At 60.1% G+C, this 21,797-nt stretch carries 18 protein-coding genes and 1 pseudogene; 8 read left to right on the top strand and 11 right to left on the bottom strand.

Annotated features, from left to right (window positions below):
• Positions 1-237 precede the first annotated feature (237 nt).
• Positions 238-741: pseudogene (locus C5J26_RS33315) on the top strand (aldo/keto reductase); the annotation flags it as partial.
• A gap of 92 nt (positions 742-833) precedes the next feature.
• Here C5J26_RS33315 and C5J26_RS33310 read toward each other — a convergent pair.
• From C5J26_RS33310 to C5J26_RS21780, 4 genes are all read right to left on the bottom strand, one after another.
• Entirely contained in the window at positions 834-1,475 is a 642-nt protein-coding gene (locus tag C5J26_RS33310) for a DedA family protein (protein WP_172730166.1), read from the bottom strand.
• A gap of 147 nt (positions 1,476-1,622) precedes the next feature.
• Positions 1,623-3,938 (bottom strand): molybdopterin cofactor-binding domain-containing protein, encoded by a 2,316-nt coding sequence (locus tag C5J26_RS21790; protein WP_105403678.1) that lies wholly within the window; start codon positions 3,936-3,938, stop codon positions 1,623-1,625.
• Between the two features lie 10 nt (positions 3,939-3,948).
• Positions 3,949-4,413, bottom strand: a complete 465-nt coding sequence (locus C5J26_RS21785; protein ID WP_105403677.1) for a (2Fe-2S)-binding protein — start codon at positions 4,411-4,413, stop codon at positions 3,949-3,951.
• Positions 4,414-4,763: 350 nt separating this feature from the next.
• Positions 4,764-6,080, bottom strand: coding sequence for an MFS transporter (locus C5J26_RS21780; RefSeq protein WP_105403676.1), 1,317 nt, complete (start codon positions 6,078-6,080; stop codon positions 4,764-4,766).
• A gap of 164 nt (positions 6,081-6,244) precedes the next feature.
• Here C5J26_RS21780 and C5J26_RS21775 point away from each other — a divergent pair, with 164 nt between their 5' ends.
• On the top strand, positions 6,245-7,168 hold the full coding sequence (locus C5J26_RS21775) for an AraC family transcriptional regulator (protein WP_205412861.1): 924 nt from the start codon (positions 6,245-6,247) through the stop codon (positions 7,166-7,168).
• A 125-nt stretch (positions 7,169-7,293) separates the two neighbouring features.
• Here C5J26_RS21775 and C5J26_RS21770 read toward each other — a convergent pair whose 3' ends face one another.
• Positions 7,294-8,109: an NAD(P)-dependent oxidoreductase gene (locus C5J26_RS21770; RefSeq protein WP_105403675.1), complete on the bottom strand. Its 816-nt coding sequence runs from the start codon at positions 8,107-8,109 to the stop codon at positions 7,294-7,296.
• Positions 8,106-8,486: a MarR family winged helix-turn-helix transcriptional regulator gene (locus C5J26_RS21765; RefSeq protein ID WP_371681939.1), complete on the bottom strand. Its 381-nt coding sequence runs from the start codon at positions 8,484-8,486 to the stop codon at positions 8,106-8,108. The genes C5J26_RS21770 and C5J26_RS21765 overlap by 4 nt, the downstream gene beginning before the upstream one ends.
• Positions 8,487-8,974: 488 nt before the next feature.
• Between C5J26_RS21765 and C5J26_RS21760 the strand changes: the two genes are divergently transcribed.
• From C5J26_RS21760 to C5J26_RS21740, 5 genes are all read left to right on the top strand, one after another.
• Positions 8,975-9,445 (top strand): DUF2147 domain-containing protein, encoded by a 471-nt coding sequence (locus tag C5J26_RS21760; protein WP_105403673.1) that lies wholly within the window; start codon positions 8,975-8,977, stop codon positions 9,443-9,445.
• 951 nt (positions 9,446-10,396) lie between these two features.
• On the top strand, positions 10,397-11,311 hold the full coding sequence (locus C5J26_RS21755; RefSeq protein WP_105403672.1) for an SDR family oxidoreductase: 915 nt from the start codon (positions 10,397-10,399) through the stop codon (positions 11,309-11,311).
• Positions 11,312-11,673: 362 nt separating this feature from the next.
• Positions 11,674-13,248 (top strand): class I SAM-dependent methyltransferase, encoded by a 1,575-nt coding sequence (locus tag C5J26_RS21750; protein WP_105403671.1) that lies wholly within the window; start codon positions 11,674-11,676, stop codon positions 13,246-13,248.
• A complete protein-coding gene (locus C5J26_RS33690) occupies positions 13,211-13,579 on the top strand; it encodes a hypothetical protein (RefSeq protein ID WP_105403670.1) in 369 nt (122 codons plus the stop codon). Before C5J26_RS21750 ends, C5J26_RS33690 begins: the two co-directional genes overlap by 38 nt.
• 410 nt (positions 13,580-13,989) lie before the next feature.
• Entirely contained in the window at positions 13,990-15,270 is a 1,281-nt protein-coding gene (locus C5J26_RS21740; protein ID WP_105403669.1) for an amidohydrolase family protein, read from the top strand.
• A gap of 79 nt (positions 15,271-15,349) precedes the next feature.
• On the opposite strand, the gene C5J26_RS21735 is transcribed toward C5J26_RS21740, so the two are convergent.
• The 3 genes from C5J26_RS21735 to C5J26_RS21725 form a co-directional block, all read right to left on the bottom strand.
• Positions 15,350-16,372 (bottom strand): amidohydrolase family protein, encoded by a 1,023-nt coding sequence (locus C5J26_RS21735; RefSeq protein ID WP_105403668.1) that lies wholly within the window; start codon positions 16,370-16,372, stop codon positions 15,350-15,352.
• 66 nt (positions 16,373-16,438) lie between these two features.
• Entirely contained in the window at positions 16,439-18,067 is a 1,629-nt protein-coding gene (locus C5J26_RS21730; RefSeq protein WP_105403667.1) for an FAD-dependent monooxygenase, read from the bottom strand.
• A gap of 15 nt (positions 18,068-18,082) precedes the next feature.
• A complete protein-coding gene (locus C5J26_RS21725; RefSeq protein WP_105403666.1) occupies positions 18,083-18,934 on the bottom strand; it encodes a fumarylacetoacetate hydrolase family protein in 852 nt (283 codons plus the stop codon).
• A gap of 108 nt (positions 18,935-19,042) precedes the next feature.
• On the opposite strand from C5J26_RS21725, the gene C5J26_RS21720 reads away from it, so the two are divergent.
• On the top strand, positions 19,043-19,741 hold the full coding sequence (locus C5J26_RS21720; protein ID WP_074063514.1) for a GntR family transcriptional regulator: 699 nt from the start codon (positions 19,043-19,045) through the stop codon (positions 19,739-19,741).
• Positions 19,742-19,783: 42 nt separating this feature from the next.
• On the opposite strand, the gene C5J26_RS21715 is transcribed toward C5J26_RS21720, so the two are convergent.
• Positions 19,784-20,719, bottom strand: a complete 936-nt coding sequence (locus C5J26_RS21715; protein ID WP_105403665.1) for a 3-keto-5-aminohexanoate cleavage protein — start codon at positions 20,717-20,719, stop codon at positions 19,784-19,786.
• A 92-nt stretch (positions 20,720-20,811) separates the two neighbouring features.
• Positions 20,812-21,705 carry a VOC family protein gene (locus C5J26_RS21710; RefSeq protein ID WP_105403664.1) on the bottom strand — a complete coding sequence of 298 codons (894 nt, stop codon included), beginning with the start codon at positions 21,703-21,705 and terminating at the stop codon, positions 20,812-20,814.
• Positions 21,706-21,797 lie beyond the last annotated feature (92 nt).

The following is a 21,797-nucleotide window of genomic DNA, read 5'->3' as shown; positions in this document are numbered from 1 at the left end:
CAGCCATCCAAACTCGCCGCGCCATCGGCTCCTCGCGGGTCGGAGCGGTCATCGCACGTCGCTTAGCGGCAGTGACCTAGCCGTCGTGCGCGCAAACGCGATCTCTCATGCCACTGGGCGGCGTCTTCGAGAGCCGCCGATCCGCATCGAAGGTCTGTTCTAGGTGGTTCGGCCACCCAGCCCGCGATGCGCAGAGGTCCGTGCCTAGGGTAAGCTTTCAATAAAGGAGACTATTGCATGAGCGGACAGCAGAATTCCGGTGTAAGCCGGCGCGGCTTCGTCGGTGCTCTAGGCACAGGGGCCACCATACTGGCTGCAACACCCTTCATTCCCGGTGGTGCCAACGCCCAGAGCCAGACGGGCGTGCCGGCGACGGCTGCCCCGAAATCCGCACGAACGCGAACGATTCCGAGAACGCAGCAGACCCTCACCACACTCGGTCTTGGCACCTTCTTGACCTTTGACGCCCGCCCGGGTGACGACCGCAGGCGCCTTGGCGAGGTCTTTCGGCGCTACGTCGCGGGCGGTGGTCGGGTCATCGACACGTCGCCCCTCTACGGATCGGCGGAAGTTTCTGTTGGCGCGTTTCTTGCGGGCACCCCGGAGGCATCCGAGATCTTCGTCGCCAACAAAATCTGGTCGACCGGCGAATATCTCGGCGACGAGAGTCATGCTGTGGCAAGTTTCGAGCAGTCGAGGCTGCGTATCTGGCGCGACACGATCGACCTCATGCAGTGCCACAGCATCGTCAACGCTGCTGTTTCATTGGATATCACCCTGAACATGTTCTTGGGCTTGTGGCATTGTCGATTGCGCGCCCCCGCCAGATGTCATCAGGTTTGGCATAGCGCGCGCACCCGTCTGCTACGGGCGCGAACCCATCGTGCGAGCCAGAATAGGGCTACTTCCGTAACGAGCAGGCAGCCCAGGGCTGCCAAAGCGAGGACCGTCATGTTCCCCGTCTCGATCGTGTGGGAGGCGTAGAAGCCGATGCCGATGAACAGCCCGTTCCAGACGGCGATGCCGGCGGCCGATGCCACGAGGACGCTTCGTGCTCTTCCGCGCAGAATGGAGGCGAAGGCCGGAGCGAACAGCCGGACGGTGGGGACGAGCTGGAGAGCGAACGCAAGCGTTGCCTGGTTCCGGCGGAATGACGAAGTCCCGCGCTGAATGCGATCGACTGACATTCCGAAGATCCGCCCAGCTCTGTTCAGGAGGCGCACGGACCGCGTGGTGCCCAACCCACGCAGGGTGTAGAACAAGGCTGCGCAGCCGAACATACCGCCAGCGACCGTTGAAAGGAATGCAGCGGGCAGCGACCAGGCCTCGTCCGCTGCGCCGATTCCGATCGCAAGCAGCAGCCCGTAGGATGGGATGACCGGCACGAAGCGCTCGGCCAGCGCGATGGCGAAAAGACCAACAAGCCCATACGCGCCGATCCACGCCATGATGGCTGCTACCGGATCAAAATCCATAATTCCATTCCTCTTCGATCGATGACTGGGGCAGCTTTCGCCGGATGTGGACCGCGCGACCTGAAGGGAGGTGGGCCGCCTCCGATGATTCTGAGGCCGCGGCTCGTCGAGCATGAGCTTTCCTGATCCGAGGCGAGCACACACGCCTCACGTCGCGACGGGGGGCAAAACGGTCCGGGTTCGGCGTTCGTCGACGGTCTCGGTGACGGCCAGCGGTAACGATCGTATCCGCCGGCCCGTGGCTGCGTGGATGGCGTTGGCGATCGCGCCGGCAACCGGTACGATTCCCGGCTCGCCCGCCCCGCCCGGCGGCAGGCCGCTGTCGACGATCGCGACCTCTATCGCCGGCGCGTTGGCCAGACGCTGCATAGGGAAATCGTGAAAGTTCGATTCGACGACGGCGCCGGCATCGAGCGAAATGGCACTCATCAGCGCGGTCGTCACGCCGAAGCTGATGCCGCCCTCCATCTGGGCGATCACAGCGTCGGGGTTGATTACGAGCCCCGCATCGATTGCACAGAATACGCGGTCCACTCTGACTTCACCGTCTGCGGCCACCGTCACCTCGGCCACCTGCGCCACGACGCTGCGATAGCACTCCTCGATGGCGATGCCGCGCCCGCGACCTGGCGCCATGGGGGTGCCCCATTTGGCCAACGCGGCCACGCGGTTGAGCACGGCGAGGTGGCGCGGGCTGTCCCGAAGAAGTGCCCTGCGATAGGCCAAAGGATCCGCCTTAGCAGCCAGGGCGCATTCATCGATGAAGCTTTCAGTGAAGAAGGTGTTGAACGAGAAGCCGTTCGACCGCCAGAAGTGGATCGGCATGTGGCTCGGCACATGCTGGCTGCGGATCCGCCGGTTGGGGACGGCGTAGTGCAACTTGTCCAACCCCTCGACCGAAATGCGATCCCCATCGGGACCGGGGTTGACGGGGAGGTTGCGGCTGGCGACCGATTCGATGACTGATTGCGTCGCGACAAGCGCGTCATAGGCAACCGGCAGGCCGTCCGGCCCGAGGGCAGCGCGCAGTCGGGCGGCTGCATGGCTGCGGAATAGTCCGCGTGCGATGTCCTCCTCGCGCGACCAGATCAGTTTGACCGGCCGCCCACGGTGCCGCGCCGCGAGGAAAGCTGCCTCGGCCACCACGTCCTGATCGCTGCGCCGGCCGAAGGCGCCGCCGTTCATCGTGATGTTGCAGGTCACCGAGGTTGGCTCGACTCCTGCCAACCCCGCGCCACGGGCAACGCCCTGCCGGACGGCCATCGGCGATTGCGAGGAGACCCAGGCCTCTGCGGTCAAGTCGTCGCGGACGAAAACAGTCGCATTGATCGGCTCCATGCAGGCATGGGGAAGGAATGGCACCGTGTAATCCGCCTCGACCACCGTCGAAGCATTTGTGATTACGGAACCGGTGTCGCCTTCGTTGACATGCTCGTACGGGGTCTTGCTTGCGAGCGCGGATCCAAGTCGCGCTGACATCTCGGTGCTGCTGACACCGTCCGCATCGGTCTTGGTCCACTCGATATCGAGAAGCCAGGCGGCCTGCTCGGCGTGCCACCAGGAAGCCGCGACCACAGCCACCTTCTGCCCCTCGATGACGGCGACGTCACGCACGCCGGGCGCAGCACGAACCTCGGCCTCATTACCGACGCGGCCCACCTTGGCTCCGAAGACCGGCGCATGCCGAATGGCGGCATGGACCATGTCAGGCAGAGCGATGTCCATGCCGAACACCGGCTCACCCCGCACTTTGGCAGGGAGATCGACCCGCGGCTGCGACCGGCCGATGATCCGCCATTCAGAGGCGGGTTTCAGCGCTGGGCGATCCGGTGGTGGCAGGAGGGCGGCCTCGCGGGCAAGCTCGCCGTAGGACAGCCGCTGGCCGGACGACACGTGGCGAACAAATCCGTCGGCGGTGGCAAGCTCCGCGGCCGGCACATCCAGCCGCGCCGCCGCCGCTGCCAGCAGCATGTGGCGGGCCGAAGCGCCGGCCACGCGCATCGGGTGCCACATACCCATCGTCGAGCCTGACGCTCCGGTGGCAATGAAGCCCAGTTGCCCCAGCACGCGCCGACCTACCCAAACAACCGGTCCGGATGCCTCTTCCGGGCGGATCTGCAGCATGTTGAACCACACGGAATAGGCCGGATGCGCCTCCGTCGGGAATTCGACAGTGATGCGGTCGTCGAAAGGGATATCCAGTTCCTCGGCCACCACCATGGCAAGGCCGGTATGGATGCCCTGGCCCATCTCGGTGCGCGGAACATTGACGACCACCCGGCCGTCGCTCTGGATGACGAGGAATGCATTGAGAGCGGCCCGCTCGCCGTCGAGATGGCCATGAAGGCCGTCGACATCGACGGTGGCGAGATAGCCGACGCCGCCGACAGCGGCGACAAGGGCGGTGCCGCAAAGGGCCGCGCCGGTGATCAGGAAGCCGCGACGGGAGAGAAAACGGGCCATGACTGTCTCCTCAGCGCTCGGCCAACATGTCGGCGGCGCGATGGATCGCGCGGCGGATGCGCGGGTAGGTCCCACAGCGGCAGATATTGGTGATCGCATCATCGATCTCGGCGTCGGTCGGTCGCGGGGTCGCTTCCAACAGCGCCGTGGTGGCGACGATGAAGCCGGGTTGGCAAAATCCGCATTGTGGCACCTGCTCGTCGATCCAAGCCTGCTGAACGACGGAGAGCATGCCGCCCGATTGAGCCAGCCCCTCAACAGTCACCACCGAAGCGCCCGCGATGGAACCGACTGGCGTCATGCAGGAGGGAGTGGACTTTCCGTCGATGAGGACCCGGCAAGCCCCGCATTGGGCAATGCCGCATCCGTATTTAGGGCCGAGCAGCCCGAGATCCTCACGGAGCACCCAGAGGAGGGGCTTGTCGACCTCGGCGTCGACGCTCAATGGCTTTCCATTCACGACCAACTCAACCATGTAGTTTCTCCTGGTTATTGCCCGCGTTGCGTTGCTGATCGTCCGTCCCGTTGCGGCGCCACACGGCGGCGCAAAACCAGCCCCGACGGATCACAAGAAGCCTCCGTTGGCGAAGACGAGGTGGCTGTTGATCCACTTGCTGTCGCCCGCGCACAGGAGAGCGATGGCGTCGGCGACATCCCCCGGTTCGTCGATGCGTCCACAGGGGGGTATTGCCGCGGGCCTGCTGACGCTGGGGCGGCGACTGCCAGGAAGATGCGACGGGCGTTACTGGGTCGGACATGCAAAGAGCCTCTCTTTCGCAGAAATTTGTGAAAGCTTGGGGTTACGACCACGGCCGCGTTAGGCAGTCACGGCCGCCGGAGCGAGGCAGCAATGCGCTGGTTTGCGATCAGCATGGCGATGCCGGTCAGGATGCTTGCGACTGGGACGGTGAGCAGACCGAACCCAAGGCCGTTTGGAACCTGCGCCGCCGTCGCCGCGTCGCTGATCATGCCGACGATAAGCGGGCCGAGCGCTGGCCCCAGAAGCCCGGAGCCGATCATCGCGAGGCTCGTCGCCATAGCCTCTTTCCCCTTGCCGGCCATCAGGTGGGCGGCACCGAAGCACCACGGCAGCAGAAAGGCGAAGGACAGCATTCCCGGCACGAAAAGGAGAATGGAAAGCCACCCGGCCGGCGCGAACAACGCTGCAGTCGTCGTCAGGCTTGCGATCATGAACAGGATAGCGGGCGGACCGAGTACCCGCCCGGTGCCGGAGCGAACGGCACGGTCGAACAGGCGCCCGCCCAGTAGCGTTCCGAAAATTCCCATCAGGCCTTGCAGCAGGCCGAACGCCAAACCAGCCTCGCTGGCGCTCAAGCCGTGGGTGCGGATCAGGAAGGGAACTGCAAAGGCGTAGAACGGCGCTGCGGCGAAGCCGAGTGCGACCGAGCCGATGAACAGCCAACGAAATGAAGGGGACGAAAGCAGTTGCAAGCTCGACCGCAGGAAAGGTTCGCCAGTGGCCGCCGAGCGCTTGAGCGGTGGGGTCGGACCGACGACGAGGAGCGCCAGCAAACCGATCAGTATGCCCATGGCGCCTGCGCCTACCAGCGCTGTACGCCAGCCGAGCGTATCTCCGATAGCGCCGCCGGCACCGAAACCCACCATAGTGCCGAGTGGAATGCCCATCGAGAAAATGCCGAGCGCCAGCCCGCGGTGCGCGGGTGGGATCTTCCGGGCGATGATCGCGTGGCTGCAGGGCGTTCCGCCGGCCTCACCGAAAGCGACACCGAAGCGGGTAAAGGCGAGGAACAGGAAGCTCATGGCGAGGCCGCCGAGCAATGTCATCGCGCTCCAGAGCAAGATGCATGAAACGAGGGCGGAACGGGGCGATCCTCGGTCGGCGGCACGGGCGAGGGGCATCGACAGCAGCGTGTAGCAGACCGCAAAGGCGAGGCCCGTGAGCAAGCCAATCTCGGTGTCGCTCAGATCGAGTTCTTCCTTGATTGACTCGGCCAGGACGAAGGGAAGCATCCGGTCGATCTGGGACGTGGCGCTGACAAGAAATAGCGTAATAAGCAGCATTGTGGCCCGCCGACCCTCAACGTATTCATCGCCGCTCGCAGTAGATATGGTGGGCAGATCAGCGTGCTTATCTATTGACGAAGCGGCCGTTTCTGTCATGCTTGGTGCTTCCCTGGCTGTGAGTGACGTCATCAAGCTAGAGGAAGTCTTCCATGACCAGAATGCCGAATACCTCAATAAACTTGCCTATTCCTACAGGCGGCGATATGTTGCCGGCTGAAGGGCGAGTGCTGCGCTGGCCTCGAAACCAACCGGAGGTTCGCGTGTCGTCATCGCTGCTTGACGGGATCACCGCATACATCGAAAACCAGGGCGGCGGTGAAGGCCTGTTTCCGACGCAGATCGAGAACGTCAACATCATCCGTTCCTACCAGCAGCGGATGCCTATGCGGCAGATCTATCGCCCGTCGCTCTGCGTGGTGGCTCAGGGCGCAAAGGAAATTCTCTTCGGCGGAGAGACGCTCCGCTATGGCGCCATGGAATGCCTGGTCGTCAGCATGGAAATGCCGGCCAGCGGGCGGGTTGTCGAGGCAAGTGAGCAGACACCCTATATCGGTGTTACCATCGATCTCGACGTGAACATGCTGCGCGAGGTGTTGGAGCAGTTGGAGACGCCGCCGGTTTCGCCTGCCACGCCCGGTCCATCCGTGTTCGTCGGAAAGGTTGACGAACCTTTGGCGGAATGCGTGCTGCGCCTGATCCGGATGTCCCAGACACCGAAGGCAATTCCGATCCTCTACCCATCTGTCATGCGGGAGATTTGCTATTGGCTTCTGACCGGCCCGCACGGCGCCGAGCTCTGCAGCCTGGCCGTGCCGGAATCGAATTTCATGCGGGTTGCCAAGGCCATCTATTTCCTGCGCGCAAATTTCGCCCAGACGCTGCGCGTAGAACAAATGGCCGAGGTGGCCCGCATGAGCCCGTCATCGTTTCATCAGCACTTCAAGCAGCTCACCTCGGTGACGCCGCTTCAATTCCAGAAGCAGCTGCGCCTCCTTGAGTCAAGACGCCTGATGGTCGCGGACGCTGCAAGCGTCGAGGAAGCCGCCTACAAGGTCGGCTACGAAAGCGCTTCGCAGTTCAGCCGCGAATATTCCCGGATGTTCGGCGTTGCCCCAAAGCAGGACGCGCTGAACCACCAGCGCATGTATAGCCAGTACGCCAGCCGCAAGGCGCGAACAGCCTAGGCACCGTTTGCAGCAGGTCGCTCCTTGCCGCTTCGGTTCGGAGCGGCCCTCCTGATATGCTGCGAAGAAATGCCATTGTGAGTGGCGCGGATATGCCTCCGGCCGTCAGCTGCCGGCGGGCGGCGTCACATCAGGTTTTCCTGCATTGCCTGATAAACGGTCCTCACGATTGGCCGAAAACCAATACTGCGAGCGAGTGAGACATCCATGTGGAGGCGCCAAGGATTGTCGAGCGGTGCCGAAGACGGTTCCATTGTTCCGCCGACCAGCGCAACAAGCTCGTAGATCGAAGTGGGCGCCTCATCGGCGATATTGACGATGCGCCCATCCATAGCGCCGGCCAGGGCGAGGTTCATGGCGGTTGCGATGTCGCGATGATGAACCATGCTCATCCTTTGGGCCGGCTGCATTTTGAAGTTTGTGACCAATCGCGGCAACTCTTCGAGATGTCCGTCCTTGTCGCCATAGACGAAGCCGAACCGCTGGATCGCCCAGTTTAGCTCGCTTTCACGCAGCGCGTTCTCGGCGGCGAGCTTGCTGGCCGGATAGGCTTGTTGCGGGTTGGCCGCATTGTCCTCACGGCCTGGGCACGGGCTGTCCGCGTCATAGATATTGGACGTGCTTGCCATGATAAAACGTGCCTCGGGCGCACGCGCCTTTGCCGCGGCGATGAGGTTGCGCGTGCCTTCTAGGTTGCTCTTCCAGATAAGATCGGTGTCGGGGGTGCGGAAAACCGCAGCAAGATGGATGATCGCCGAAACGCCCTCCACCGCCCGCATGAGGGACGCGGGATCGAGGAGGTCCGCTTTTGCCGCGCTGACGCCGGGGGGCGCCTGCTTCCCGCCGCGCATCAGGACACGGCAATTCGCCGCTGCTTCGACAAGGCGCGGAAGAAGGCGGGCTCCGACGAGCCCTGTTGCGCCGGTTACCAAGACTGTCATGTCGCTGTTCCTTTCTGTAGCAGGTTTTCGAGACGCTCCGTTGCGGTCTGAAGAACCCGGACCGCGACCGCGATGTCGGCCTCGTCGATGCCGTCGAACGCCACCGAGCGGATGAAAGAGAGATCGGGCAGCTCGCCCCACAACTTCGCGCCGGTGGCGGTAATGCGTAGAAGCTTCTGGCGCTGATCAACCCTGTCGGGCTCTTGCTCGACGAGACCCTTGCGCACGAGGGTCGCGACGATGCCAGTCATTGTGGCGCGTTCGATCGTAAGCAACCGCACGAGATCACGCTGCATGGTCGGCCCGGCAGTTGCGAGCTGGTAGAGCACGTACCACTGCACGGATCCGAGATCGTAAGGACGCAGGGCAGAGTCCATGACCGCCCGTCCGGCGAAGTAGCATCGCTTTGTCCAGGCTCCGATAAGGTCGCGATCTGTATCTTTCCGCTCCCGATCCACCAACGCATGCTCCAAGTTTGCTAGCTACCTAGCAAATATGTGAGGTACCAAACAAATGTCAAGTGGGATCCGCTTTGCTCAGATCACTGGCGGGAGGGAGAGGAGGCAGCATTGGCGGATCGAACGAAGGCCGGTTTTTCGCCTCTTCACGAACTGCTGCGCGAGCCGGGATGAGCCGTCCTCACCTTGCTCAACTGTAGGATCGGGCAGGAAATTTGAGCTTCTCGGCATTCGGCGCCGCGCAGCGAGCGTGTAGCTTTGCGGGCGTAAGGTCCGGTAGGTGTCCGGCCGGTTCCATGACCGCGCTCCTTTCCAGGAGAGCCGCTGGCTCATCGGCATCCACAGCGTCTGCGCGTCACGACTCTCTTGTCGATGTCCGCCCCAAACCGTAAAAAAGGAAGCATAGAATGGTGAAATCACTAATGGGCCCGTTGCTGGCCGCAGTGCTATCGGCAGGAATGACAGGTCTCCAGGTTGGAGAGGCTTTCGCACAGGCCTCCTCGCCGGATCAGATTGTCGGCGTATGGCAATCCGAGGACGGCAACCTCAAACTTGAGATGTTCGACGCCGGAGAAACCTATGCGGCCCGCGTCCTCTACGGAAAGCTTCTGCTCGAGGCTGACGGCAAGACCTTCAAGAAGGACACCCTCAATCCGGATCCGAACCTCCGAAGCCGTTCTCTGGAGCGAGCTGTTCTCGTGACCAACCTCAAGTGGGATGCCGCTGACCGTCGCTGGGAAGGCGGGAATTTTTACAGCGGAGCGACAGGCCAGACCCATTCCGCCCAAGCAACGCTTGTGACCGGAAAACTGGAACTCCGCGCCTATAGGGGCACCACCCTTCTCGGTCGGACCATGGTGCTTCGCCGCGCGCAATGAAGCCATAAAGAAGCATCCGCGACCCACCCCTGGGCAGCAGCCATGCCTTCGAAAGAGGAGCGCACAATGGATGTGTGATTTCACGCAAGCGCCATAGCGGGAAGTTCCTCCCCCGTTGGTTGGGAACTCGCCAGGCCAAGCGGTGGCACTCAGCGTTCCCGCCCTCAATCGTTGGTTCGATCGAACCGAGGTCCCTTCGGCCGGCTTGGCCGGGCTTGATGGCCTTCGCTTCATATTGAGAAGAGGTATGATCGGCGCCCGCTGATGGATACGGGCTTTGGCTTCTACGGCGGGTGGATGGTGCGCCGCCATGGACTATGCCCGAGCCCGGCCGGCAATTGCGATGAGCATCGCGCCTGGGCGGTCAAGCTGTTCGCGCTGACGATCGGGCCGTGGCTTTATCGAGTGGAAGATGGCTCTGGTCCGCGCTGGTCGGAGGGTTCGGTCGCGAGCCGGACTTTAGCGGCTGGTTCGACGCGATCATTGTGTTCTTTTTCGAGGTTCCCAATCTCGCCATTGCTGAATTGGTCATCCGCGTCAGTCGAAGAAACCGAAGTGTGCTGGTCGATAGCGGGGCATCTGTGCTGCTGCTTGCTTGCCTCAGCGCCTTCATCGCGTTGCGACCTCGATGTTCACGGCCGGCCTGTGGTGGCCGTGGATTGTCGGCGCCGCAATGTGAACGCTGACAAGGGTGCCTTCGTCGGGCTGAACGGTTCGGCGGCTGTCGGGCTCACCGTTTTTCATGCGGCCCGAAGCCGTCGGACGATTGACCTGGATCGGTTGCAAGCGATGGCTGCTTCGCAGACACGGTCGTAGAATCAGGCATGTTTTTCGCGCCTTCAGGCATGGCGGTTTGCGCCGCAACTGGCATGTTGAGGATGAAGACGAACATAGTGCGTCGAGGCAAGATTCGCTCGCCCTCCTCCGCCTTACAAGAAGAAAGGATCGTAAATGACCAAGTGGACGGCCAGTAATATTGCATCTCAACAGGACCGCGCGGTCGTGGTGACCGGCACTGGGGGGCTGGGCTATGAGGACGCGCTAGCTCTGGCCAGCGCCGGCGCCCGCGTCGTGATCGCCGGGCGCAATGCTCAAAAGGGTGCTGAAGCCGTGGCCGCGATCCGCCATACCGTGCCTGGCGCGCAGGTGCGGTTCGGACAAGTGGATCTCGCAGACCTTGCGTCGATCGCCAGCTTCGCGGCGCAGCTCGCGCAGGAGCAAGACAGGCTCGACCTTCTGATCAACAATGCCGGAGTCATGAGACCGCCGGTGCGACGCGAGACCAGCGATGGCTTCGAACTCCAGTTTGGAACGAACTATCTCGGCCATTTCGCCCTCACGGCTCATCTGCTGTCGCTCTTGAAGCGTGGGCATAGGCCGCGCGTCGTCACCCTCGGCAGCGTGGCGGCGCGCGGCGCCGAGATCGACTTCGATGACCTGCAGGCCGAGCGCAGCTACAAGCCGATGCGGGTCTATGGCCAGTCCAAGCTTGCCTGCATCATGTTCGCCATGGAGTTGAGCCGGCGCAGCAAGGCGGCGGGATGGGGCGTTGAAAGCATGGCGGCCCATCCGGGCATCACACGCACCGACCTAATTGTGAACGGCTCGGGGCGGTCGAGCCTGCCCGGAATGCTGCGCCGTTTCCTGCCTTTCCTGTTCCAACCCGCTTGGCAAGGCGCCTTGCCAACGCTCTATGCTGGGACCGATCCGATGGCACGGGACGCCGCGTACTATGGACCTGACGGAATGGGCGGAATGCGCGGATATCCCGTCGAGGAGACACCCCCGAGGCAGGCGCTGGATAGCGGCGCGGCGGCGCGGCTCTGGGATATATCCTTGCAGATGACCGGCGCGAATTTCGCATAAACGCCGCGCGTCTCCTTGTCCTTGTGCCGTGCCCCTACCTAGCTGCGTCGGTGAGCGATGACTGCCGGGTCACAGGATCCGCCGACGAGCCGTTTGGCTGAGGGGACTCGTCCATCAATATAATCGGTGCAGCCGCAGAAATAGATAGAAGGGGTTTAGCCATTGACGATCGACCATTATTCTCGGGTCCCCGGTTCGCTCCAAGGCGTCGAGGCCATGACGGTTTCCTTGACGGGAAGGGAATGCGTCAACGTCGGTTTCCCCTGTAACGCGTGGTGCCGGCCAATGTCGCTTGCTTCTTTTCAAAACCAACAACAAAGGACGACGGGTACGAGCCTTGAATGTGTCCTGGAGACTCGCTGATGGCGTGGTCATACGGCTACTTCACTGACCTCAATTATACGCATGGATACTATCCGGAAATGAACCCGGCCATGTTGCGCCTGGCATGCCTATGCAATGCCGTAGAGCCGCAACTGCCCGATGCGCCGTCCTATCTGGAGCTAGGCTTCGGGCAGGGGGTTACGATCAATATGCTCGCCGCGGCGTCTTCCGGAACCTACTGGGGTACTGACTTCAATCCAGCGCAAACAGTCGAAGCTCGCAAACTGGCCGATGCGTCCCGAGCCGACATTCACCTGTACGACAATTCCTTCGAGGAGTTTGCCAACCGGAGGGATCTTCCGGACTTTGATGTAATAGCGCTTCACGGCATCTGGAGCTGGATCTCGGAAAAGAACCGCAAGATCATCACCGACATCATCCGGCGGAAACTTCGGCCCGGCGGTCTCGCATATATAAGCTATAACTGCCTGCCCGGCTGGGCTCCAGTCGTACCGATCCGGCAGCTGATGTCCCTCTACCAGGACTATGGGGGCGGGAAGATGTCGAGACCGATCGAGATGATCGAAGGCGCGGTGCAGTTCGCGGAAGAGATCGCAAAGGCCGGCTCGTTCTATTTTCGGGACAACCCTTTCGCCAAGCATCATCTGGAGCAAATGGGTAAACAGGGACGCAACTATCTCGGACACGAGTATATGAATGCGGATTGGCATCTCGAGCATTTTTCCGACATGGCCCGGAGCTTGGATGAGGCCAAGCTTACATATGTCGGCTCTGCACGGCTGCTTGACGGGATCGATGCGTTCCAGCTCAACGAGGACGGCATTAAATTCGTGTCGCAGATCGGCCATCCGATCATGCGTGAGACGGTCCGCGACTATCTGGTGAACCGGCGCTTCCGCACCGATATCTTCGTAAAGGGAGCAAGATCACTGCCGGGCCGGGAACATCGCGACGCCTGGTACGCGCTGGCATTCGTGCTTGTAGTCCCAGAGATTGATGTCCCGAAAAAGATCTTGTGTGCAAGAGGCGAAGTGGCGCTGCCCGCCGGCAAATACGACTTGATCCTGGAGGTCCTGGCCGAGGATGGCTACAGACCAAAACGTGTCGAGGAACTTTTCAAACACGCCAGGCTGCGAAAGCTCAAACCTCAGGACATCGTTGATCTCCTGACGGTCCTCACAGGAGCTGGTTTTGCCGCCCCGGCCCAAACCCCTTCGGAGAAGGTCAAGGAGCAGTGCAGGGCGTTGAACCGACACATCATGCAACGGGCGCTTGTCAGCATGGATCTGCATCACATGGTATCGCCGGTGACCGGTGGCGGGATCGGGCTCAACCACATAACACAGCTATTCGTGCTCGCTACCAGTGACGGCAAAGACGGCGCCGAGGCCTTGGCCAGCTATGTGTGGGACTTCCTGGACAGCACTGGCGAACGCCTCATGAGGGACGGCAACAAGCTTGAATCCAAGGACGAAAATTTGAAGGAAATCAGGGTTTTGGCAAGAAAATTTGTCAAGTTTGGCCGACCGCTTCTGCAAGCCTTGCAGATCATTGATGCCCCTGAGGGCGCCGGATGGTCGAATGAGTCATAGCTCCGACGGGGCACACCCGCCTTATGGCTTAAAGGAGAGAGATGGAATTGGCGAATATCGAGGGGTAGCGGGAGGCCGGCGTCGGTACTTGGATCGACAGCGCATGCAGCTCGGCCGCATCGTCGAGATCGGCCCAGGCGCCGAGGTCTTCGGTAATCCCCGCCACGCCTACACGCAGGCGCTGCTTTCGGCGGTGCCCAATCCGATCCGCAAAAGAAGCGGTCGGCGACAATGTCGCTGGCGCAGCTGTCATCGCCGGTTCACCCGGTCGGATTCACCATGCCGCTCCCGGAATACCGGGACCTTGGCGCCGGGCATCGCGTCCTTGTGAGTTAGATGCATAACGCGCCGATGCTCGGCCGTACTACCGATTGGAGGCATCCAACGGTCACCGCCAGAGGTCGCGAGGTAGTTCACCGTCAGAAACGCTTTGCATCGAGAAGGCCATCTATCCATACCTGTACCTGCTCGACCAGCCCGAGTAGTCGCTCATGCGCCGGACGGAATTGATGAGCCGCTACGATGTTGACGGCCATCCCTCCTCCAAGCCGCGGAGCGACAACGTACCTATTGAAATGTCCCGCAACGCCCTCAAGAAAGTATCTATTCAGAAATTTTAAAAATATTACCTAATAAAATATATTTTATCTTGTTGCATCCGGCTTGCGCCCGTATTGTCGCACTGATTAAGGCTCGCCCCCATTTGGGTGAGCCGCGCTGAGTGCATAGGGAGGAAAAGTTATGCATCTACAAGGTATGGACACTGGCCTGATGCGGGCGATAGAGGCGATCGGAGCTATCGACGATCATGCTCATCCTTTGCCGCTCGGAATGGAATCGCCGGGCGATCCGGAGCATCCCATCAACCGATACGATTACGAGCTGCCGAAGCGCATGCGGCAAGAGAACCCGGAATATCTGGATGCCTGGGCTGCCCTTTGGGACTACGAATTTCGCGATCTCGACGTAGCCCATCTCGCCGACCTGATGGAGCGGAAGGCCGCCCTCATGGCACAGAAGGGTGCCGGCTATAATTCGTGGGTGCTCGACCGCATCAACATCGATCGCATGGTCAACATCAACAGCGATATGCATAACTCCTTGCCGACCGCACGCTTTCCATGGTGCGCTCATGTGGAGTGGATGCTGTGGCCGCTTGCCTGCGAACCTATGCCCGGTGGACCCTCCAAGCTGCTCTCGGAGACCATGGAGCGCAAGCGAAAGGCGCTGGGTTTAGAAACTGCCCCGCCTGCATTCGACGGCTACATGGATGACGTGGTCTTTAAAGGACTGAAGCTGATAAAGGATACAGGTGGCGTGGGTATAAAATTTAACACGCCGTATTACCGCGATCTCGCCTTCGGCAAGCATGAAAAATCCGACGTTTCTGCGCTATATCTCAGGGGCGTCCGCGACGGAAGCCTACCTCCCCAGGAGCATAAGGTGGTTCAGGACTATGTTTTCCGTGCACTTGTCATCGAGGCGGGAAGGCTCGATCTCGGCGTCCAGATGCATACGGGTTATGGTGTTCGCCGGCAGTTCGGTATATCCGGCAGCAATCCGCTGTTGATGGAGTCCGTTTTTCGCGAAGCCGAAGGTACGCGTTTCATGATCCTTCATGGAGGCTGGCCATTTGTGACGGAAACCGTTGCGCTGATGGGCTTCACGAACGTCTACAACGACTTCTCCTGCGCCGACATCTACCAATATCCCCGTTCCCTGGCGCATCAGATCCGACAAGCGTTGGAATGGTTTCCGGAAAAGCTGATGTATGGGACCGACGCATACTCCGACCGCGTATTCGGTATGTTGTCCGGGACGCCACCGAAAGCCAATCCGCTGCACGGATGGGAAGAGAAGGCCTGGATCATCGACCGCACCGGACGTCAGGCGCTCGGTCTAGCCTTGAGCGGGATGCTTTCAGATCGCATCATCACGGCGAACGAGGCTGAAACCTGTATCCAGATGGTCATGCGCGATACCGTCTCGAACTTTCACAGGTTGGATGGGAGTTCGTTATGAAGGCCGACGCTCGGGCGCTACGAAAGGAGTATCTTGCAAAAGCGCGGCGATCAAATCGCCGCGCTTTTGTCATGTCGCTTTAGACCGGAATTTTGAAAAGCTCTGCAGCGTTCTTCCAGACGATACGCTGCCGGTCTTCGTCGGACAGTTCTCGCAGCGCTTCGATGTGCTCGAAGTAGTTTTCCGGTATAGCCGGCCAATCAGATCCATACATGACCTGAGAGACGCCCGCGTTCCTGATCAATACGCCCAGTGCTTCAAGGTCGAACGTGTTGCTGTCGTAATAGAAGCGCTTGAAATAGCTGCTCGGCTTTTCCTTCGCAGCGTCGCGCGCGCCGCCCCGGTTCGTTTCCCAGCAATAATCGACGCGGCCAGGATAATATGGAAGATAGCCGCCGCCATGGCAGATACCGGCTTTGAGCTTTGGAAAATCATCCATAATCCCCTCGTAAATCAGGGATGCCATCGCCAAGGTCTCCTCATGCGTATTTCCAATGGCGTTGAACAGGAAGTACTTCCTCATCCGGTCGAAATCGACAGCGTTAAGTGGATGGACGAAGACGGGAACGTCAAGCTCCTCGGCCTTCTTCCAGAACGGCCGGAACTGAGCTTCGCCGATGTCCCTGGCCCGCACGTGAGAGTTGATCCATGCGCCGCGGAAGCCCAGTTCCGTGACGCAGCGTTCCAGTTCGGCCGCCGCGAGATCGGGATCCTGGAGGGGTACGGCCGCCATACCGAGAAGGCGGTCAGGTTTATGGGCACAAAACTCGGCGATACCTGAGTTGGCCAATCTTGCTGCGGTCAGGCCGATTTCAGGTTCCATCCAGAGGCAGGTGTTGGGAAAGTTGACGCTGATGATCTGGATGTCCACCCCACGGTCATCCATCTGACCGATGCGGACTGCGGGCTGCGTCGATACCACTTTCCGTTTCTCCTCCAGCTGGATCATGTTGGCGCTGGAATTGCTTCGCGAATTCTCCACATACCAGTCGTCGGTTCCGGGGCCGGTTGCGGTGATGGGATAGTCCTTCATGAACTCCACCACTTCCGGAACCCGAATATGGGAATGCACGTCTATAACGACAGGATACTTTTTGGCCATACCATCCTCCCTTTGCGGCGATGCTTAATCACGCCGACAGGTTCTTGAACAATCGAAAACGTGGTCTTACGCGCTGTGATGCAACGGCTTTTGGTTTACGGCATCGCCGCGCATGATGCTGATCAGAAGCCCGGACGGCGGAATACTGTTGCCGCGCCACGCGACATGCTGGTCGGGCCGCACAAGGACGAGATCAGCACCATACAGGTTCCGAAGTTCCGGCCGGTCGAGTTTCACATGGTCTAGTGGGAGGGCAACTGCCTTTGCCTCGGTCAGGAACTCTTCGATGCCGGAACTATGTCCCGAAAGAACCAGTAGTGTAAATCCACTGCCAAAGAGATCGTACAGCGATGTCTCGTCGTCGAGCCAGCCGTGTGGGGCCAGATGTCCAGGGGCTGCGGTTGGCGTATAAACCGTGACGTCCAGCGGCTTCGACGCTGCTTCCCTTTGCGCCAAAGCCGGCGAGTTCTCATAGCGATTGCCGAGCACGAGGCCGAGAGAACGGAATTCAGGTGCCTTGAGCCGCTCAATTTCTTCCGCCGCCCGCGCCCGAGCCGCATCGGCTTCCGGACCGGTCTGTCGCAAAAGCGTATCCGCGAACCGATCCGACAGATGCGAGACGTTTTTGGTAGCGCTCTCGATCACCTGCATGTGCATCTGCCGTCTCTCGACCTCATAGCTTTCGAGAAGACCCTCGCCCCCCCAGCCTTCCAAAGCAGCGGCAAGCTTCCAACCGAGATCGACGGCATCGCCGATGCCTAGATTCATTCCGTGGCCGCCGAAGGGCGAGTGGAGATGACAGGCATCGCCGGCGAGGAACGCATGACGCTCACGATAGCGTTCCGCGATTAGACTGTGAACCACCCAGTCGTCCCGCATCGCCACTTCGAGCGGAATGGCGCGACCAATTGCTCGTTCGACTGTCGCGACCAGTTCGGCGGTCGGCGTTTCCCTGTCCGCAACCCGGGCGTAATACCAAAGGTCGCCGTGATCCATCGGGCCGATAATGCAAGTGGCCTCGGGATCGACGATCCAGTGGAAGAGTGCCCTCGGCAGCGCCGGATCGTTTTTCAGGCCAGGTAACCGAAGTATAAGCGTCGAAAATGTCACCAGATCGCTGCGGCCCTGCATTCGAATGCCCAGTTGCCGCCGCACCGAGCTTCGTCCGCCGTCGGCACCGACGATGTAGCGTGACTCGATCTGGCGGCTCACTCCAGAAGCGTCCCGTACGGTAGCCGTGACTCCGTTATCGTCCTGCGCGAATTCCATCAGTTCGTTTCCGAACTTAAGCGTCGCGAACGGGTGAGCGGCCACATGCTCGGCGAGTATTCCTTCGATAACATACTGAGGAATGAATTCCGCATGTTCGGGGAACTCGTTTCGGCGTGTCGGACTTGCGCAGAAAGAGTCCTCGAAACTGAAGATCGGTTTCGCAAAAAGCGATGTCTGGAAGAGCGTGCGGCGCGGGAAATCCGCGGACAAAGGCGAGCGTTTGCGGACCTCCCTTGCCAAACCCCATCGGCGCATGTGGCTCATCGTTCGGACGTTCGTCGTCTTCGCACGAGGCTGAACCCCGGTCCTGTCGTTCTTTTCGACTATATGTACCCTACGCCCGCGCATTGTCAGCTCGGTTGCCAGGGCAAGCCCGCATGGCCCTGCGCCGACTATCAGGACTTCCGTTTGGTGATGCTCCATCCAAGGCTCCGATATTCAGGCTTCAGCGGAGACGACGTTCCGAAGCAGGCCGATCTTTTCGATCTCAACTTCGCAGATGTCGCCGGGCTTCATGAGAATTTTCGGATCGCGTGCGAAGCCGACGCCAGAAGGGGTCCCGCTGACGATCAAGTCTCCGGGTTCAAGGGTCATGCCGATACTCAGCTTGGACACGAGGTCGGCAATGGAAAAGATAAGTTGATCCGTATTGGCATCCTGCAGAACTTCTCCGTTCAGCCTTGTCTGCAGTCGCAATCCGGTGGCACCAGCAGGCAGTTCGTCCGCTGTGACGAATTCTGGTCCCATTGCACCAGTGTTGTCGAAATTCTTGCCGATGGTCCACTGGTTCGTTCTCAATTGAAAATCCCGGATCGATCCGTCGTTGAAGATCGTATAACCCGCAATGTGATCCAAGGCGGTGTGGAGCGGTATGGCGCGTCCTGCCTTGCCGATCACGGCAACCAATTCGCCCTCATAGTCGAACATTTCGGATACCTTAGGACGTATTAGCTCGGCACCATGTGGGACCAAATTGCTATTGAAACGGACGAAGACGGTAGGAAAACTCGGCGGTTCCATTTTGCTTTCGGATACATGGTCGGCATAATTTAGCCCGATGCACAAGACCTTGCTGGCGCGCCTAAACGGAAGCAGGTGTGTTACATCAGCCAAGTTCACCGGCATGCCGCGCGACAGTGTCTCCGCCGCTTCGGAGTACTGGCCGTTCCGTACGATCTCGTCGAGATCTCCCGGCCATGCGGGGTCATCCGCAGTCAGGCCAAACCACCCGGAAACGGTCTTTACCGCCAATCCCTGCTGGCCTCCCTTCAAGTAACTCACGAAACGCATCTGGGCCTCCCGATTTTTAATAATCTGACCATTTCGCAAAAAACTTCATATTGCAACGAAAAATATATATATTTGCTTATTTTGTAATTTGGTGCCATATCTAGCAGCATGGAAACCTATGCGAATCACAAGAGCAATACGGCACGGACCTACGAGGACCTGCGCGATGCAATTATAGATGCGAAGTATCCGCCGGGAGAAAAGCTTCGTATCGAGCAGCTTTGCAAGGTGCTGGACGCAAGCTCCGGCGCGGTGCGAGAAGCTCTTTCGCGCCTTACAGCCGAGGGGCTCGTACTAGCAGAACCGCAACGCGGCTTCGCGATTGCTCCAATTTCCCGCCGCGATCTCGAGGATCTCACGGATGTCCGGGTCGAAATCGAGTGCCGCTGCCTTGCCGAATCCATCGCAAACGGAGACATCGCCTGGGAGGGAAGGGTGCTTTCCCTCCAGCATCAGCTTCGGTCCCTTCAGCAAGGGCCATATGCGCCGGGATCGCCGGAAACCCAGCTTTGGCACAGGTTGCACGAAGCCTTTCATCGCGAACTGACCTCCGCCTGCACGAACACGTGGTGGCAGCGGCTGCGCGAGCAGCTTTACCTACAATCGGAAAGGTATCGCCGGCTATCGGGACCGTACGAGGGGACAAGGCGCAACATTTCGGCCGAGCATGACGCAATCGCTAACGCTGCGATCGCTCGTGACAGTGAAACGGCCAGCCGGCTGATGGCTGAACATCTGCGAATGACGACAGAGATACTTTTGAAGTCAGCAATTCCTTCTACTGACAGCCCACCCAAGAAGCGTTAGAGCTGGATCGCCCGTACCCCCCAATAGGGCGGACGTGCGGCGTTAGAACGCGGTGCGGTCTGCCCCCTTGAGTGCGAGAATCTCGCGCGCTTCCTCTGGTGTCGCGATCTCATGTCCAAGCTCTTCAAGGATTCGCCGCACCTTTCGAACCTGCTCGGCATTGGATGAAGCCAATCGACCGCGGCTGATTTGAAGCGAATCCTCAAGGCCGACCCGCACATTTCCGCCAAGCTGTGCCGCCGCCGCGGCCAACGGCATCTGGGCAGCGCCGGCCCCCAGCACGGACCAGTTATAAGAGTCACCGAATAGTCGGTCGGCCGTCCGTTTCATGAAGACAAGGTTATCGATCTCTGCGCCGATCCCACCAAGAATGCCGAGCACGAACTGCACGAAGATCGGCGGCTCGAACCATCCCTCAGCAAGCCCAAATTTCAGGTTATAGAGATGCCCGACGTCATAGCATTCGTGCTCGAACTTGATGGCGTGCGGCTCCAGGGCGGCGGCCGCCTCTCGAATATCCTTGAACGTGTTCCGGAAGATGTTGCCCTCGGAGCCGGCGACATAGTCCTTTTCCCAGTCAAACTTCCACTTCTCGTAGCGATCCGTCAGGGGATGAAAGGAGAAGTTTATCGAACCCATGTTGAGCGAGCACATTTCAGGTGAGAAGGTCAGGGCTGGCCGGAGCCGTTCGGCGACGGTATGCGTCAGGCTGCCGCCGGTGGAGATGTTTACGACCGCCCCAGTCGCTTGCTTGATGCGCGGCAGGAAGGCTGCGAAGTGGTCGGTGTCTATGGAAACGCCCCCGTCATGGGGTCGGCGGGCATGCAGATGCAGTATGGCTGCGCCGGCCTCTGCCGCCTCTATAGCCTGTGCCGCTATCTCGTCCGGGGTGTAGGGGAGGGCATCCGACATCGTCGGGGTATGGATTGCGCCCGTGATAGCGCAGGTGATAATCGTTTTCTTGTGTCGCGCAGCCATGCAGGCGCCTCTCTGATGAAATTGCTTCCAGATTGCTGGAGACCGAGCGTCGAATGAAGGTTGCCAGATCTGTTCACTCTGAACCGGTCATGTCACGCCGTTACCAGATCGAAACCGAAACTGGTTTCCCAATTTGTCATCTGTTCAGGACGCCAGCTTTGCGGCCGGAGCGGATTCTGACGATGCCACGGACGCGGTTCAAACGTCCCAGTCGCCGGCAGGTAGACGTCCATCTGCGTGTAAAGCTCGACCATCACCCGATCGGGATCGTAATGATAGCCCGCCAGATTGTGGCCGGCATGGTGGCGCGCAGGGCCCCAGAGCGTAGGAAGGTTTGCAGCGGCCAGCGTGTCGCACGCTTTCGAATGATCCGCATTGTCCGACAGCTCGAAGGCTATGTGATGAACACGCGCTTCCGGAAGGCCGACGAGATTGACGACGTGATGATCCCGATTGCATGTCATGAAGGTGGCAACGCCACCTATGTCGTCGGCATAATGGAAGCCCAGGAACTCCTCGTAAAAAGCGCGAAGTTTCCCAGCGTCCGGCGTGATGACGGCGACGTGACCAAGCCGCATTGGGGCAATGCCAATACGGCGAAAGCCCGGCCCGACTCCGATATCGGCATAAAACTGGAAAACGTTGCCTCCTGGAGCCATCACTTCGACAAGTTCCGGGATTCCAGGCTGGCTGTCGGTCTTTCTCTTCGCCGACAGGCCGAAAGCTTCGAGATCGCGGATGAACCCGCCGATATCTGTTTCGGGCTTCAGCTGATAGCCGAGATGCAGAAACGCTTTGTCATCAGCCTCGCGCAGGACCAGGTTGTGGTGCTCTGCTCCAACCGAAAGATAGACTGAGGATTTATCCCGGGCGGCCTCCGTCAGCCCCATAACTTCGCAGTAGTGCGCTTCAGATCGCCGCAGATCACGAACACCTAGTGCAACATAGCCAAGCTGAAAAACCCGCGGGTTGAAAACTTCGTTCATCTGCTCCTCCTCTGCGCCAGGCCTATCTATCTTGAAAAAATCTTCATTTCAATAGAAAATGTTTTTTCTGTTGATGTGCTGCGTTTGGCGCT

The organism is Neorhizobium sp. T7_12, from assembly GCF_002968535.1.
In the GTDB taxonomy this organism is placed as follows: domain Bacteria; phylum Pseudomonadota; class Alphaproteobacteria; order Rhizobiales; family Rhizobiaceae; genus Neorhizobium; species Neorhizobium tomejilense.
This window is presented reverse-complemented; position numbering and strand designations above follow the sequence as displayed.

Coding starts and splice junctions, on each gene's coding strand:
- C5J26_RS33310 (WP_172730166.1), bottom strand. CDS start 1,475: ATGGATTTTGATCCGGTAGCAGCCATCATGGCGTGGATCGGCGCGTAT.
- C5J26_RS21790 (WP_105403678.1), bottom strand. CDS start 3,938: ATGGCCCGTTTTCTCTCCCGTCGCGGCTTCCTGATCACCGGCGCGGCC.
- C5J26_RS21785 (WP_105403677.1), bottom strand. CDS start 4,413: ATGGTTGAGTTGGTCGTGAATGGAAAGCCATTGAGCGTCGACGCCGAG.
- C5J26_RS21780 (WP_105403676.1), bottom strand. CDS start 6,080: ATGACAGAAACGGCCGCTTCGTCAATAGATAAGCACGCTGATCTGCCC.
- C5J26_RS21770 (WP_105403675.1), bottom strand. CDS start 8,109: ATGACAGTCTTGGTAACCGGCGCAACAGGGCTCGTCGGAGCCCGCCTT.
- C5J26_RS21765 (WP_371681939.1), bottom strand. CDS start 8,486: ATGGACTCTGCCCTGCGTCCTTACGATCTCGGATCCGTGCAGTGGTAC.
- C5J26_RS21760 (WP_105403673.1), top strand. CDS start 8,975: ATGGTGAAATCACTAATGGGCCCGTTGCTGGCCGCAGTGCTATCGGCA.
- C5J26_RS21755 (WP_105403672.1), top strand. CDS start 10,397: ATGACCAAGTGGACGGCCAGTAATATTGCATCTCAACAGGACCGCGCG.
- C5J26_RS21750 (WP_105403671.1), top strand. CDS start 11,674: ATGGCGTGGTCATACGGCTACTTCACTGACCTCAATTATACGCATGGA.
- C5J26_RS33690 (WP_105403670.1), top strand. CDS start 13,211: ATGCCCCTGAGGGCGCCGGATGGTCGAATGAGTCATAGCTCCGACGGG.
- C5J26_RS21740 (WP_105403669.1), top strand. CDS start 13,990: ATGCATCTACAAGGTATGGACACTGGCCTGATGCGGGCGATAGAGGCG.
- C5J26_RS21735 (WP_105403668.1), bottom strand. CDS start 16,372: ATGGCCAAAAAGTATCCTGTCGTTATAGACGTGCATTCCCATATTCGG.
- C5J26_RS21730 (WP_105403667.1), bottom strand. CDS start 18,067: ATGGAGCATCACCAAACGGAAGTCCTGATAGTCGGCGCAGGGCCATGC.
- C5J26_RS21725 (WP_105403666.1), bottom strand. CDS start 18,934: ATGCGTTTCGTGAGTTACTTGAAGGGAGGCCAGCAGGGATTGGCGGTA.
- C5J26_RS21720 (WP_074063514.1), top strand. CDS start 19,043: ATGGAAACCTATGCGAATCACAAGAGCAATACGGCACGGACCTACGAG.
- C5J26_RS21715 (WP_105403665.1), bottom strand. CDS start 20,719: ATGGCTGCGCGACACAAGAAAACGATTATCACCTGCGCTATCACGGGC.
- C5J26_RS21710 (WP_105403664.1), bottom strand. CDS start 21,705: ATGAACGAAGTTTTCAACCCGCGGGTTTTTCAGCTTGGCTATGTTGCA.